The sequence below is a fragment of the Hyphomonas sediminis genome, assembly GCF_019679475.1.
GTDB classification, from domain to species: domain Bacteria; phylum Pseudomonadota; class Alphaproteobacteria; order Caulobacterales; family Hyphomonadaceae; genus Hyphomonas; species Hyphomonas sediminis.
The window spans coordinates 2,615,862-2,630,983 of sequence record NZ_JAIEZP010000001.1 but is presented as its reverse complement, the minus strand read 5'-3'; the positions used below and the strand labels follow the sequence as shown (position 1 = coordinate 2,630,983).

The following is a 15,122-nucleotide window of genomic DNA, read 5'->3' as shown; positions in this document are numbered from 1 at the left end:
AGAACGAGATGCCCATGACACCCGCTGATGTCCTTTCATCCTCGAGCGGACCAACCGCTTTTGCCGGAGCGCCGTTTGGCGCCGACCTGATCGTCTTCTGCGAAGCGCTTCAGAAGCGCGGCGGCATCGGCGTTTACGTGGCGCGCGACGACCGGCTGGCGCAGGCTGCGCGGCGCATGGCGCTGTTTGCGGCGCCGCGACTGGAGCAGGTGGACCTGCCGGGCTGGGACGTGCTGCCCTATGACCGGATCAGCCCGACGCCGGCTGTTGCCGCCCGCCGCTGCGCGGGCCTGGCGCGCATCTCGCGCTATGAGAAATCGCAGGGCCCGCTGCTGGTGATCACCACGGCAGGTTCGCTGGTGCAGCGCGCCGCGCCGCTGGAGACGCTGAAGAAAGCCTCCCTCTCGATCCGCACCGGCGAAACGGTGAAGGCGGACGACCTCACCGAATATCTCGCCTTCAACGGCTATATCCGCTCGGGCACCGTGCGTGAGCAGGGCGAGTATGCGGTGCGCGGCGGCATCATCGACATTTTCCCGCCCACAGCGCAGGAGCCCTTCCGGCTCGACTTCTTTGGCGACGTGCTGGAGACCATCCGCACCTTCGATACCGAAACCCAGCGCTCCACCGGCAAGGCCGAGGCGGTCACCTTCGCGCCGGTCAGTGAGATCCTGTTCAATGACAATGTGCTGGCCGCCTTCCGCGACCGGTTCCTGGAGACGTTCGGTCCCCCATCCGGCGACCAGATGTATGAGGCGGCCCGCGCCTCGATCCGCCGGCAGGGCGTGGAATCCTGGCTCGCGCTGTTCCATCCCTATCTCGACACACTGTTCGGCTATATCGGCGAAGACGCGCTGATCGGCCTGGGCCACCTTTCCAGCGAAGCGGCGCATGAGCGTCTTGCGCAGGCGGCGGACTATTACGCGGCGCGTCTTGAGGCGGGCGGCGGCGACATCCGCAAGGCGCGCGTGCTGCCGCCGGGGCGCCTCTATCTCGACCTTGAAGAACTCGACAACCTGCTGGCGACCCATGCCGTGGTGCGGTTTTCGCCGTCTGAGCCTTCGCCCAACACATTCGACATGGGCGGGCGCCGGGGGCGGGACTTTGCGCCTGAACGTCTGCGTTCGGACGAAAACATCTTCGAGACTGTGATCGCCCATGCGCGCACGCTGTATGCGTCCGGCAAGCCGGTGGTCTTCGCCGCCTGGTCGACCGGCTCGGCAGACCGCCTCATCAACGTGCTGACCGATCACGGCCTGAAAGGCCTCGCGCAGGTCCACACGATGGACGCGGCCATGAAGACGGACTTCACGGTTGCCGAAGTGCCCATCGAGGAAGGCTTCAGCCTGCCGGGCATCGCCATGATTTCCGAGGCGGATGTTCTGGGCGACCGTCTGGCTGCCCCGCGCCGGAAGCGCAAATCGGCGAGCTTCATAACGGATGCCACCTCGCTGACGCCGGGCGATCTTGTCGTGCACGTCGATCATGGCGTGGGCAAATATGTCGGCCTCAAGACGCTGGAAGTGACCGGCGCGCCGCATGACTGCTTGCAGCTCGAATATTCGGGCGGCGACATGATTTTCATCCCGGTAGAGAACATTGATCTCATCAGCCGCTATGGCTCCGAGGATGCCGAAGGCCAGCTCGACAAGCTGGGCGGCGTCAGCTGGCAGACGCGCAAGGCCAAGGCCAAGAAGCGCATCCTGGAGATGGCCGCCGAGCTGATGAACATCGCAGCGGCCCGCGAGCTGAAACGCGCCGAGTCCGTTCAGAGCGGGCAGGGCCTCTATGAAGAATTCGCCGCGCGGTTCCCATATGAGGAAACCGACGACCAGCTGTCCGCCATCGAGGACGTGATCAGCGATCTTTCCTCCGGCAAGCCGATGGACCGTCTCGTCTGCGGCGATGTGGGCTTCGGCAAGACAGAGGTCGCCCTGCGCGCCGCCTTCGTCGCGGCCATGAGCGGCAAGCAGGTGGCCGTGATTGCGCCGACGACGCTGCTCGCCCGTCAGCATTTCAAGACCTTTGAAGAACGCTTCGCCGGCTGGCCCATCAAGGTGCGCCCGCTCTCGCGCTTTGTCAGCACGCGCGAAGCGGTGGAAACGCGTGACGGCCTGGCCGAAGGTACGGTCGACGTAGTGGTCGGCACGCATGCCGTGCTCGCCAAGGAAATGAATTTCAAGCGCCTTGGCCTGATGATCGTGGACGAGGAACAGCGGTTCGGTGTGAAGCACAAGGAGCGCCTGAAAGAGCTGAAATCGGACGTACACGTCCTCACGCTTTCGGCAACGCCCATTCCGCGGACGCTGCAAATGGCGCTGACGGGCATCCGCGATCTTTCGATCATCGCCACGCCGCCGGTCGACCGGCTTTCGGTGCGCACCTACATCACCGAGGAAGACACCGTCACGCTGCGCGAAGCGCTGCTGCGCGAGAAGTATCGCGGCGGGCAGGCGTTTTATGTGGCGCCGCGCATTACCGATCTCGACAAGCTGGAAAACTTCCTGCGCACGCATGTGCCTGAAGTTTCCTTCATCGTGGCCCACGGCCAGATGGCGGCGGGCGAGCTGGAAGACATCATGACCGCCTTCTATGAAGGCAAGTATGACGTTCTGCTCTCGACCACCATCGTTGAAAGCGGTCTTGATATTCCGCGCGCCAATACGCTGATCATACACCGCGCCGACATGTTCGGCCTTGCCCAGCTTTACCAGCTGCGTGGACGCGTGGGCCGCTCGAAGCTTCGTGCGTATGCGTACTTCACGACGCCGAAGGATAAGGTCATCACCGAGAGCGCCGAGAAACGCCTCAAGGTGCTGCAGTCGCTCGACTCCCTTGGCGCGGGTTTCCAGCTCGCCAGCCACGACCTCGATATGCGCGGCGCGGGCAACCTGCTGGGCGACCAGCAGTCCGGCCAGGTGAAAGAGGTTGGCGTGGAGCTTTACCAGTCGATGCTGGAAGACGCGGTCAAAGCCCTGCGCGCAGGCGCCACCGATGAGGGCGATGTGGCGGACGACTGGTCGCCGCAGATCAATCTCGGCGTCGCCGTGCTCATCCCGGAAGACTATGTGGACGATCTCAATGTCCGCCTGTCGCTCTATCGCCGCCTGTCGGACATCGTGACCGCGCAGGACCGCGAAGCCTTTGCTGCCGAGCTGATCGACCGGTTCGGCCCGCTGCCGGATGCAACGCGCCAGCTGCTGGACGTGACGGCGATCAAGGTTTCCTGCAAGGCGCTGGGCATTGCCAAGCTGGACGCTGGCGAGAAGGGCGCTGTTTTCACCTTCCGCACAGACACCATTATGGACCCGCAGAAGCTGATGCAGATCGTCCGCACGCGGCCGAGCCAGCTGAAGCTGCGCCCGGATTCAAAGCTCGTCCATTCCGGCATGGGTGGCTCGCCGGAGCGCCGCCTGTCGAGCGCGAAGGCGTTCCTGCGGGAGCTGGAAGCGGCTTGCGGGATTGTTTCGCCCGCTTCTACGGATGCTGTTGCTGCCATGCCTTCGCGCAAGGCGGCGGCGCCGGAAGACAAATGGGCCAAGCCGATGAAAAGCGGCCTGCTGAGCGAAGACTAGGCCGCGATACGGGCGCGCACGAACGGGCCGATCAGCGCGGTTGAAAGCAGCGTTTGCGGCGTGTGGTAATTGCGCCGCTCGGTCACGCGCCAGCTGAAGCCCGCCGCGTCGCCCGCGCGGGAGAAGCCGTCCGCAATCCGTTCGGCAAGGCGCACGCCGCCGCGATAGGGCGTTGCGGGCAGCGAGATGACGAACACGCCGGGCTCTGCCAGCGCGGCAAAATCGGTGTCGCGGATGAGGCGGCGGATAACCTCGCCGGCGGCTTTCTGGGCCGGCAGGGATTTCGCCGCGTCCACATCCAGCCGCAGGGTCAGCACGGAAAACGCTTCGGCCTGCTCATGGGCCACCTGCATCTGGCGGGGCAGGTGCGCTTCAAAGAAGCCCCGCGTGAAGAGGCCGGAAACAAGATCGGTCACCTTCAGCGTGGAAAGGCCGGGCAGGGGCATCATCGGCGCATTGGCATGCAGGCGCCGGCACAGCGTTTCGATGATCGAGACGATCACGTCATCGTCTTCTGCCGGATCGATGATTTCGCTGGCATGGCTCAGCAGGGCCAGCTCGCGCTCGGTATATTCTGCCTGCGGACGGCTGATGACGATCAGCGGCAGGCCGGCCAGGCCATCTTCCTCTGAGATCCAGCGGCCCATGCCACCGGCATCTTCCTGCGCCATGCTGAGATCGATCAGCGCGGCGGCAAACCGCTTGCTGGCCATATGCTGGCGCGCTGTGGGGCGGGAGAAGGCCGCCGTCAGCTCCACTTCGCGCTGGCGCAGGGCGCCTTGCAGCGACAGGAAGAAGGGGGATCCGTCTCCCAGATAGAGCAGGGCGGGAACAGCATCGACATCGACCGGCGGCAGCCTGGCGCCCAGTTCCTGCGCGCTCTCGCGGCGGATGGCAGCTTCGCGCTGGCGGCTGCCCCGGCGGGCCAGCGCGGCCAGGCGGCTGCGCAGGGTGGAGAGGTCTTTATCCTGACGCAGGTGAACCGCGCCTTCGATGCGGGGCACCTGCGCGCCGGCGGTGTTCACCAGCACGATCTGGCGGGGCATGCCGATCATCGCGGCGCGGGCGAGATGGGTCACGGTTTGCGGGCTCGCGCTGTCGACATCGACCAGCAGGGGGTCTGCAACCGAGAAGTCGAGCTTCTCGCTGGCCACATAGGGGCGCAGGCCCGCCGCCTTGAGGCGCGCGACGATCATTTCAAGGCGCGGCGAACCCGCAGCCACCTCAATCGGAGGATCGTAGAATGAAAAATCCAGCATGCTGGTACGCGCCTGAAACTCGCTGAAAACTCGCTTGGGATTGGCCGGACGCGACGTCGCGGCACCCCTTCCTTTTGCTCTTTACGCTCTTAAAGTTCCGCTAACTCGACCATTACGAACTGGACATAAGGGAGACTAATCATGGCTCAGGGGCCCCTCGCAGGCGTCAGAATTGTGGAATTTGCAGGCATCGGGCCTGGGCCGTTCTGCGGGATGCTGCTGTCTGACATGGGCGCGGACGTGATCCGCATCGACCGTCCGGGCAGTGGCAAGCCGGGCCATGCGGCGGATGTCGTTGGCCGTGGCCGCCGCTCCATCGGCCTGAACCTGAAGGATCCGGCAGACGTGGAAGTCGCCCTGAAGCTGATCGAGCAGGCAGACGGCCTGATCGAAGGCTTCCGTCCCGGCGTGATGGAGCGCAACGGCCTCGGGCCGGATGTGGTCCTCGCGCGCAATCCGAAGCTGGTCTATGGCCGCATGACCGGCTGGGGCCAGCATGGCGCGCTCGCCCATTCGGCGGGCCATGACCTCAACTACATCGCCATCACCGGCGCCCTGCATGCGATGGGCGATGGCGATGGCCGCCCGCGTCCGCCGCTGAACCTTGTCGGCGATTATGGTGGCGGCGCGCTCTATCTCGCGATGGGCCTGCTGGCGGCGATCATCAATGTAAAGAATGGCGGCAAGGGCCAGGTGATTGACGTGGCAATGTCTGACGGCGCGGCGTCGCTGACGGCCATGTTCTGGGGCATGCGCGCCATGGGCGTGTGGACCGACGACCGCGAGGCCAACATGCTCGATGGCGGCGCACACTTCTACGACACCTACGAAACCAAGGACGGTAAATGGGTGTCCATCGGTTCCATCGAGCCGCAATTCTACGCCATCCTGCGGGAGAAGGCCGGCCTCACCGATGCTGCTTTCGACGCCCAGATGAACCGCGCCCAGTGGCCGGAGCTGAAGAAGAAGGTCATGGCAGTCATCAAGACCAAGACCCAGGCCGAGTGGAACGAGATCATGGAAGGCACCGACATCTGCTACGCGCCGGTGCTCTCCATGGCGGACGCGCCGAAGTACAAGCACAACACAGATCGCGGCACTTTCGTCGAGATCGAAGGCGTGGTTCAGCCCGCGCCGGCTCCGCGCTTCTCGGCCACGCCGGGCGCCATTCAGGGCCGCCCGCCGGGCCTGGGTGAGCACACTGAAGAGATCCTCAAGGATTGGGGCGTCTCCCGCTGATGAGCGCGCTGCCCGGCACCACCGGGCGCCGGCGCATCTATCTGATGCGGCACGGCTTTGTGGACTACACGTCCCCGGCCGTGCGCGCCGCGCGCGATCCCAAGGTCGCCACGCTGACGGAGCGGGGTGAAGAGGAGGCGCGCGCGGCGGGCATCGCCCTCTCCGAAGTGCATTTCGATCTGGCGCTCTGCTCGGGCCTCACCCGCACGCGCCAGACGGCAGAACTCGTCCTCGCCCAGCATCCCGGCGCCCCGGCGCTGGAGGAAGACGGCCGCTGGGGCGAGCTGCGTTCGGGCAGCTATATGGACTTCCATTCCGCCGAGCATCTGGCGGCGGTGATGACCTTCACCTTCGAACAGGCCGGCGAGCAGGGGGCGGAGTTCCTTCCCGGCGGCGAGCGATTCGCCGACGCCCTGATTCGCATCCGTGAGGGTCTGGCGGCGCTTCTGGCCCGGCCAAACTGGGCATCAGCGCTGGTTGTCGCTCACGAGGTCGTGAACCGGATGCTGCTGGCCGACATTATCGGCGCGCCGCTCGGCGCCAGTGCGGGCTTCGAGCAGGACACCGGCTGCATCAATATTCTCGACTTCGACCTGGTGCCCGCCGAGAGCGGGGAGGGCACCGTGGTTGAGCGCGGCGTGATCAAGGCGGTGAACCTGACGCCCGCTAACTACCTGAAAAACGGGATGAACTTGCGCAGCCTCGAAGCCATCTTCACCCGGCCTGCGGAGGAATAGGGCGGCGTTAGCCCAGGCAGAGCAGCGCGCCCCGTCTGCGCCTTCCGGCACTTCGGGCCATTCCCCTCACGCGCGAGTGATCCCGAACCTGAACCCCAGATAACGTCACCGCAGCGTCACCATTCAGACTCATTCCCGTATTAACTAAAACTGTCGGCGCAGAGCCATATCAGGCAGTTGCCAGGGCGAAGCGCCGGCGTCCTTCTTGCATACCTTGGCCGGCCTCATTGGCCGGCCATTTTGTGTCCGGGCCTGGGGAAATCCCCTATCCCTGCGCCAGGGCGGGAAAATCCTGCCGTTTCGCGCTTGCCATCCCCGCCTGCCTGCGTTAACAGGCCCGCTTTCCCACGAACCAAAAGCTCGTGGGTCCCATCAGATTCCGGAAGAGTGCCATGGCAGTCCCCAAGAGTAAGAAATCCAAATCGCGCACCCGTATGCGCCGCTCCCATGACCGTCTGGCGATGAACACCTACATCGAAGACGCCAATTCGGGCGAACTGCGCCGTCCGCACCACATCGACCTGAAAACGGGCATGTATCGCGGCAAGCAGATCCTCGAGCCGAGCGACGAAATCTAGTTTGCCCCGGTTGCGCTCATAAGCGCACCAGCCTAAGGGTTCCGGCGCCTCCTGCACCTCGCAGGGGGCGCTTTTCATTTGCACGCAAAACGCCACTGAGGGGACGTTCTCCATGAGCGAAATCATCGACATTCACGCCCGCGAAATTCTCGACAGCCGCGGCAATCCGACGGTCGAAGTCGATGTCACGCTGGACGACGGCTGCACTGGCCGCGCCGCCGTGCCATCGGGCGCTTCCACGGGTGCCTACGAGGCCCACGAGCAGCGCGACGGCGACAAGTCCCGCTACAACGGCAAAGGTGTCCTGAAGGCCGTCGATGCCGTCAACGGCGAGATCTGCAACGAGCTGACCGGCATGGACGCCACCGACCAGCGCCTGATCGATACGCTGATGATCGACCTGGACGGCACGGACAACAAATCCCGTCTCGGCGCCAACGCCATTCTCGGCGTCTCGATGGCCGTCGCGAAGGCCGCTGCCGAATCCTGCTCCCAGCCGCTCTACCGCTATATCGGCGGCGCCAATGCCCGCATCCTGCCGACGCCGATGATGAACATCATCAATGGCGGCGCCCATGCGGACAACCCGATCGACATCCAGGAATTCATGATCATGCCCGTCAGCGCCGAGAGCATCTCGGAAGCTGTCCGCATGGGCGCGGAAGTCTTCCACGCCCTGAAGAAAACCCTGCATGACGCCGGCCACAACACGAATGTCGGCGATGAAGGCGGCTTTGCTCCCAACCTCGCTTCGGCAGACGAGGCCATCGGCTTCATCATGAAATCCATCGAGAAGGCCGGCTACCGCCCCGGCGAAGACATCGCGCTCGCCCTCGATGCCGCCTCCACCGAGTTCTACAAGAATGGCAAGTATGAGCTGGCCGGCGAGGGCAAGTCGCTCTCCTCGGGCGAGTTCGCCCAATACCTCGCAGACCTCTGCGGCCGTTACCCGATTCTCTCGATCGAAGACGGCATGGCTGAAGACGACTGGGATGGCTGGATCGCGCTGACCGAAATGCTGGGCGACCGCGTTCAGCTCGTCGGCGACGACCTGTTCGTGACCAACCCCGACCGCCTGGCCATCGGCCTGCAGCGCGGCGCGGCCAACTCCATTCTCGTGAAGGTCAACCAGATCGGCACGCTGTCGGAAACGTTGGATGCGGTCGAGCTGGCCCACCTGCACGGCTACACCGCCGTCATGTCCCACCGGTCGGGCGAAACCGAGGATTCGACGATTGCCGACCTTGCCGTGGCCACCAATTGCGGCCAGATCAAAACCGGCTCGCTCAGCCGGTCTGACCGGATTGCGAAGTACAACCAGCTGATTCGTATCGAAGAAGAGCTTGGCCCGATCGGCATGTACGCCGGTCTCGCCCGCATCAATGCGAGCTGATTTTACCGATTTCCACTGATGTTTCGTGATGTTTCGGGGCCCCTCGCGGGCCCCGAACTGTTTCTGGATGCGCCGTTTTCGTTAATGGTCACCATCCTTTAACCAACGCACGGCATGCCTATGAGCATGGTTTCACGGCTTCAGGCTCTTGGGCTCAGCTTGCTGGTGCTCTACTTTGCCTTCCACGCGTTCGCGGGGGAGAAGGGGCTTGGCCGTTGGACGGATGCCCAGATAGAGCTGGAAAACCGCAAGACCGAACTGGCCGATATCCAGCAGGAAATCGATCGTCTGCGGGTGGATATCCGGCGTCTTACGCCAGGTTCAGTTGACCCTGATTATGTGGAAGCGTTAGCACGTGATAAGCTCGCTTTTGCTTATCCGGGAGAAATTGTTCTCCTTACCCCCGAACGTAGCTCTGCAAATTGACAACGATGGTCTGACTTGTCGTTGCAATAATGCGGCGACATAAAGCCTCTGGGAGGCACATCGTTATGGCGACAAAACCTAAAAGTACCAAAAAGGCACCCGCTAAGGCCTCGAAGGCCGAGATGCTGAATTACTACCGCGAGATGCTGCTGATCCGGCGTTTCGAGGAAAAAGCCGGCCAGCTCTATGGCATGGGCAAGATCGCAGGCTTCTGCCACCTCTATATCGGACAGGAAGCGGTGGTTACCGGCATGCAGGCCTGCCTCAAGGAAGGCGATCAGGTCATCACCGGCTATCGCGACCACGGCCACATGCTGGCCTGTGGCATGGACCCCAACGGCGTCATGGCAGAGCTGACCGGGCGCATTGGCGGGCTTTCGCGCGGCAAGGGCGGCTCCATGCACATGTTCTCGAAAGAGAAGAACTTCTATGGTGGCCACGGCATCGTCGGCGCGCAGGTGCCGCTGGGCACGGGGCTCGCCTTCGCCAACAGATATCGCGGCAATGACAATGTCAGCCTCGCTTACTTTGGCGATGGCGCGGCCAACCAGGGCCAGGTTTACGAGGCCTTCAACATGGCTTCGCTCTGGAAGCTGCCGGTGATCTACGTCATCGAGAACAACATGTACGCGATGGGCACGAGCGTTGAGCGCCACGCCTCCGAGACCGAGCTGTACAAGCGCGGCATCTCCTTCGAGATCGAAGGCGAGGAAGTCGACGGCATGGACGTGCTGGCAGTGCGCGAAGCGGGCGAGAAAGCCGTCAAGCATGCGCGCAGCGGCAAGGGCCCCTACATCCTCGAGATGAAGACCTACCGGTATCGCGGCCACTCGATGTCCGACCCGGCCAAGTATCGCAAGCGTGAGGAAGTCGACGACATCCGCACCCACCACGATCCGATTGAAGGCCTCAAGGGCCAGATCCTGGAGCTGGGCCACGCAACCGAGGACGACCTCAAGAAGATCGACAACGAAATCAAAGCCATCGTGAAAGAGGCCGCCGACTTCTCCCTGGAGAGCCCGGAGCCCGATCCGAGCGAGCTGTGGACGGATGTTCTGATCGAAGAGGGTGTGTGATGAGCGTTGAGCTTTCCTGGCTTTCGGCCACGGTGGGGCTCTTCGTCGTTTACATTCTCGGCGAGGCGTATGCCGGTCACCGTCAGTATTCCGGCAAGGAACTGCTCAGCGCGCGGGACAATCTCGCGCCGTATGGCCCTCTGATGGGGCGCGCCAAGCGTGCCACGGCCAATATGGTCGAGGCGATGTGCATGTTCGTGCCGCTCGTCCTTCTCGTGGAGGCGTCGGGCCGGTCCAATCAGTGGACAGAGCTTGGTGCTGCCATCTTCTTTTTCGCGCGTCTCGCCTTTGCGCCGCTTTACTGGTTCGGCGTTCCGGCCGTCCGCTCGCTGGTGTTCTTCGTCGGCGTCGTCGGTCTTGTGATGATGTTTCTTCAAGTTCTTCCGTTTTCCGGAGTATCCTAAATGTCCGTAGACATCCTTATGCCTGCGCTGTCGCCCACCATGGAGGAGGGCACGCTCTCCAAATGGCTCAAGAAAGAGGGCGATGCCATCAAGTCCGGCGACGTGATCGCCGAAATCGAAACCGACAAGGCGACGATGGAAGTCGAAGCCGTGGACGAAGGCGTCCTCGCCCGCATCGTCGTGCCGGAAGGCACTGAGGGCGTGAAAGTCAACTCCATCATCGCGGTGCTCGCCGCAGATGGCGAAGACGTTTCCAGCGCTGCATCCTCCGCGCCCAAGGCAGAAGCGACAGCTGAAAGCGCGCCGAAGGAAGCCGAAGAGGCGCCCAAAGCCGCCCCGGTAGCGGAGGCCCCCCGCGCTGAAGCGCCCGAGCCGCCGCGCGCCGCTGTCCACTCCGATCCCTCACTGCCCGATGGCACCACCTTCACCGAGACATCGGTGCGGGACGCCCTGCGCGACGCGATGGCCGAAGAGATGCGCCGCGATGAGCGCGTCTTCGTCATGGGTGAGGAAGTCGCCCAGTATCAGGGCGCCTACAAGGTGACCCGTGAACTGTTGCAGGAGTTTGGCGACCGCCGCGTGATCGATACGCCGATCACGGAGCATGGTTTTGCCGGTCTCGGCGTCGGCGCCGCGTTTGCGGGCCTGAAGCCGATTGTCGAGTTCATGACCTTCAACTTCGCCATGCAGGCGATTGACCAGATCATCAACTCCGCCGCCAAGACGCTCTACATGTCCGGTGGCCAGATGGGCTGCCCCATCGTGTTCCGCGGCCCCAACGGCGCGGCCAGCCGCGTCGGCGCCCAGCACAGCCAGGACTATTCGGCCTGGTACGCACAGATCCCCGGCCTCAAGGTCATCGCGCCGTATGATGCGGCCGACGCCAAGGCCCTCCTCAAGGCTGCCATCCGCGATCCCAACCCGGTCGTGTTCCTGGAGCATGAGCTGCTCTACGGTCACTCTTTCCCGGTGCCGGATCTGGACGATTATGTCCTGCCCATCGGCAAGGCGGCCGTGAAGCGCGAGGGTACGGATGTCACGCTGGTTGCCCATTCCCGCATGGTCGGCTTCGCCCTTCAGGCGGCCGAGCGTCTCGCTGAGGAAGGTATCAGCGCCGAAGTGATCGACCTGCGCACCCTGCGCCCGTTGGACACCGATACCGTCATCGAAAGCGTGAAGAAAACCAACCGCCTCGTCTGCTGCGAAGAAGGCTGGCGCTTCATGGGCGTCGGCGCAGAGATCGCCGCCACCGTGGTCGCCGAAGCCTTCGACTATCTCGACGCGCCCCCGGTCCGCGTCCACCAGAAAGACGTGCCGCTCCCCTACGCCGCAAACCTTGAGGCGCTCAGCCTTCCGAATGCGGATGATATCGTCGAGGCGGCCCGTAAAGTCTGCGAAGGAGCGTTCTGATGAGCATCAACATCACCATGCCCGCGCTCAGCCCTACGATGGAAGAGGGCACACTGGCCAAATGGCTCGTCAAGGAAGGCGACACGGTCAAGTCTGGCGACATCATTGCCGAGATCGAAACCGACAAGGCGACGATGGAAGTCGAAGCTGTCGATGAAGGCAAGGTCGCCAAGATCATTGTCCCGGAAGGCTCCGAAGGCGTGAAGGTCAACACCGTCATCGCCGTCCTGGCCGAGGATGGCGAAGATGCGTCTGCCGTCTCCGCGCCGGCCGCCGAGGCTGCGCCGAAGAAGGAAGCTGCTCCGAAGGCGGAAGAAAAGAAGCCTGAGGAGAAAAAGCCCCAGGCCGCCCCCAAGCCCGCCGCTGCGCCTGCGCCAGCGCCTGCTGCCGCCCCGGCAAAAGCCGCCAGCGGCGCGCGCGTCATGGCCTCTCCGCTGGCCAAGCGCATTGCCGCCAACAAGGGCGTGGACCTTGCCGCCCTCGAAGGCTCCGGCCCGCATGGCCGCATCATCAAGCGCGATGTGGAAGCGGCCAAGCCCGGCGCGCAGGCCGCCACGGCCCAAGCCTCCAAAGGCGGCCCGGTCAGCGTCGATGGCCTCATCATGCCGCAGGTGCTGGACGACCGTGTCTATGCGCCGGACAGCTATGAGCTGAAGCCGCTCGACGGTATGCGCAAGACGGTCGCGCGCCGCCTGACCGAAAGCTTCATGCAGGTGCCGCATTTCCCGCTGAACATCGACATTCAGCTCGACAACCTGCTCACCTCCCGCGCGGCCATCAACAATGCCGCGCGTGAAGGCGTGAAGGTCTCGGTCAACGACCTGCTGATCAAGGCTGCCGCGCTCGCCCTGATCGACGAGCCCGATTGCAATGCGTCCTACACGGACAAAGGCATCGCCTATCACAAGCACGCCAACATCTCGGTCGCCGTGGCGGTCGAAGGCGGCCTCATCACGCCGGTCATCTTCAAGGCCGAAGAGAAGGGCCTCGCTGAAATCTCCGAAGAGATGAAGGACCTCGCCACCCGCGCGCGGGAGCGGAAATTGAAGCCGCAGGAATATATGGGCGGCACCTTCTCGATCTCGAACCTCGGCATGTTCGGCATCAAGTCGTTCGGCTCGATCATCAATCCGCCCGAAGGCATGATCCTCTCGGTCGGCGCGGGCGAGAAACGCGCCGTGGTGGACGAGACCGGCAACATCGTTGCCCGGACGGTCATGAGCGTGACGCTCAGTTGCGACCACCGCGTCATTGGCGGCGCAGAGGGCGCCAAATGGCTCGCAGCGTTCAAACGCTATGTCGAAACGCCGGAGGCGATGCTGCTTTAGCTGGTGAAGTAACAGGGTAGCTCATCCTGAGCGAAGTCGAAGGATGCGCGGGCGGCCCATGGTTCGACTTCGCTCACCATGAGCCGTCAGGCCAAGGAGAATGCAAATGTCCACCCAATACGATCTCATCGTCATCGGCTCCGGCCCCGGCGGCTATGTCGCGGCGATCCGCGCGAGCCAGCTCGGCATGAAAACGGCGATTGTCGAGCGTGAAAGCCTCGGCGGCATCTGTCTCAACTGGGGCTGTATCCCCACCAAGGCGCTGCTGCGTTCGGCCGAAGTGCTCCATCTTGCCAAGCATGCCAAATCCTTCGGCCTGAAGATCGAAAACCCGTCTTTCGATCTTGAGGCAGTGGTGAAGCGCTCGCGCGGCGTTGCCTCGCAGCTGTCGAACGGCGTCAAGTTCCTCATGAAGAAGAACAAGATCGACGTGATCGAAGGCACGGCCCGTCTGGAGAAGGACGCGCCTGCGCCCAAGGTCATCGTCAAGGGCAAGGATGGCAAGGATACGCCGTATACGGCCAAGCATGTAATGCTCGCCACCGGCGCCCGCGCCCGCGATATTCCGCAGGCCGGCCTGAAAGCAGATGGCAAACTTGTCTGGACCTATCGCGAAGCGATGACGCCGGATGTGATGCCAAAGCGCCTGCTGGTGATCGGTTCGGGCGCCATCGGCATCGAGTTTGCGAGCTTCTATAACGAGCTGGGCAGTGAGGTTACCGTCGCCGAGGTAATGGAGCGCATCCTGCCGGTGGAAGACGCTGAAATCTCCGGCCTCGCCGAGAAGGATTTCAAGAAGCAGGGCATGAACATCCTCACCGGCGCGAAGGTCGAAAACCTGAAGCCCGGAAAAGATACGCTCACGGCAGAAATCACCACCAAGGATGGCAAGAAGGAAACGAAGGAATTCGACCGCGCCATCCTCGCCGTCGGCATCGTCGGCAATGTCGAAAATCTCGGCCTCGAAGCGCTCGGCGTGAAGATCGAGAAAACTCATGTTGTGGTGGATGGCTTCGGGCGCACGGGCGTGCCCGGCCTTTATGCCATTGGCGACCTCACCGGCCCGCCCTGGCTCGCCCACAAGGCCAGCCATGAAGGCATCGTCTGCGTCGAAGGCATTCATGGGAAAAACCATGCCGAGCCGTTTGACGCGTCAAACATTCCCGGCTGCACCTATTCCCATCCGCAGGTCGCCAGCGTTGGCCTTACCGAGGCCGCCGCCAAGGCGAAGGGCTATGACATCAAGGTCGGCCGCTTCCCCTTCATTGGCAATGGCAAGGCGATTGCTCTGGGGGCGGAGAATGGCATGGTGAAAACCGTGTTCGACAAGAAAACCGGCGAACTGCTCGGCGCCCACATGATCGGCGCGGAAGTCACCGAGCTGATCCAGGGTTATGTCATCGCCCGGCAGGGCGAGCTGACGGAGCAGGACCTGATCCACACGATCTTTCCGCACCCGACACTGTCTGAAACCATGCACGAAGCCGTGCTGGACGCCGAAGGCCGCGTGATCCACGTCTGATCGCTGTCGCAGGGCGCGCGCCGCAGCCCTCACCTCCCACGCCCTCCGGGCGCGGGTCCCTCCTCTCCCAGAGGGAGAGGGGTGAGGGGGCACCAATAGCGCGACGCCAAACCCCTCTCCCGTTTACGGGAGAGGAGGGGCCCACCGCCTTTGGCGGTGGGAGGTGAGGGGCGCC

At 63.5% G+C, this 15,122-nt stretch carries 12 protein-coding genes; 11 read left to right on the top strand and 1 reads right to left on the bottom strand.

The genetic code is table 11. The annotated features are described in order from the left end of the window. The first annotated feature begins 14 nt into the window (after positions 1-14). Positions 15-3,575 carry a transcription-repair coupling factor gene (gene mfd / locus K1X12_RS12925; RefSeq protein ID WP_225907975.1) on the top strand — a complete coding sequence of 1,187 codons (3,561 nt, stop codon included), beginning with the start codon at positions 15-17 and terminating at the stop codon, positions 3,573-3,575. Here mfd and K1X12_RS12920 read toward each other — a convergent pair. After that, positions 3,572-4,834 (bottom strand): nucleotidyl cyclase domain-containing protein, encoded by a 1,263-nt coding sequence (locus K1X12_RS12920; RefSeq protein ID WP_220987981.1) that lies wholly within the window; start codon positions 4,832-4,834, stop codon positions 3,572-3,574. The genes mfd and K1X12_RS12920 overlap by 4 nt on opposite strands. Before the next feature lie 141 nt (positions 4,835-4,975). Here K1X12_RS12920 and K1X12_RS12915 point away from each other — a divergent pair, with 141 nt between their 5' ends. The 10 genes from K1X12_RS12915 (at position 4,976) to lpdA (ending at position 14,947) form a co-directional block, all read left to right on the top strand. Continuing rightward, complete coding sequence (locus tag K1X12_RS12915; RefSeq protein WP_220987980.1) at positions 4,976-6,073, top strand: CaiB/BaiF CoA transferase family protein; 1,098 nt, start codon at positions 4,976-4,978, stop codon at positions 6,071-6,073. Further along, a complete protein-coding gene (locus K1X12_RS12910) occupies positions 6,073-6,810 on the top strand; it encodes a histidine phosphatase family protein (protein WP_220987979.1) in 738 nt (245 codons plus the stop codon). The genes K1X12_RS12915 and K1X12_RS12910 overlap by 1 nt, the downstream gene beginning before the upstream one ends. A gap of 392 nt (positions 6,811-7,202) precedes the next feature. Beyond that, positions 7,203-7,388: a 50S ribosomal protein L32 gene (gene rpmF / locus K1X12_RS12905; protein WP_035595912.1), complete on the top strand. Its 186-nt coding sequence runs from the start codon at positions 7,203-7,205 to the stop codon at positions 7,386-7,388. Between the two features lie 112 nt (positions 7,389-7,500). Next, positions 7,501-8,781 (top strand): phosphopyruvate hydratase, encoded by a 1,281-nt coding sequence (gene eno / locus K1X12_RS12900; RefSeq protein ID WP_220987978.1) that lies wholly within the window; start codon positions 7,501-7,503, stop codon positions 8,779-8,781. A 120-nt stretch (positions 8,782-8,901) separates the two neighbouring features. After that, positions 8,902-9,207: an FtsB family cell division protein gene (locus K1X12_RS12895; protein ID WP_220987977.1), complete on the top strand. Its 306-nt coding sequence runs from the start codon at positions 8,902-8,904 to the stop codon at positions 9,205-9,207. Positions 9,208-9,272: 65 nt separating this feature from the next. Further along, on the top strand, positions 9,273-10,283 hold the full coding sequence (gene pdhA, locus K1X12_RS12890) for a pyruvate dehydrogenase (acetyl-transferring) E1 component subunit alpha (protein ID WP_220987976.1): 1,011 nt from the start codon (positions 9,273-9,275) through the stop codon (positions 10,281-10,283). Next, a complete protein-coding gene (locus K1X12_RS12885; protein ID WP_220987975.1) occupies positions 10,283-10,687 on the top strand; it encodes an MAPEG family protein in 405 nt (134 codons plus the stop codon). The genes pdhA and K1X12_RS12885 overlap by 1 nt, the downstream gene beginning before the upstream one ends. Further along, a complete protein-coding gene (locus K1X12_RS12880; protein WP_220987974.1) occupies positions 10,688-12,097 on the top strand; it encodes a pyruvate dehydrogenase complex E1 component subunit beta in 1,410 nt (469 codons plus the stop codon). After that, complete coding sequence (locus K1X12_RS12875; RefSeq protein WP_220987973.1) at positions 12,097-13,425, top strand: pyruvate dehydrogenase complex dihydrolipoamide acetyltransferase; 1,329 nt, start codon at positions 12,097-12,099, stop codon at positions 13,423-13,425. The genes K1X12_RS12880 and K1X12_RS12875 overlap by 1 nt, the downstream gene beginning before the upstream one ends. A 106-nt stretch (positions 13,426-13,531) precedes the next feature. Continuing rightward, complete coding sequence (gene lpdA / locus K1X12_RS12870; RefSeq protein ID WP_220987972.1) at positions 13,532-14,947, top strand: dihydrolipoyl dehydrogenase; 1,416 nt, start codon at positions 13,532-13,534, stop codon at positions 14,945-14,947. Positions 14,948-15,122 lie beyond the last annotated feature (175 nt).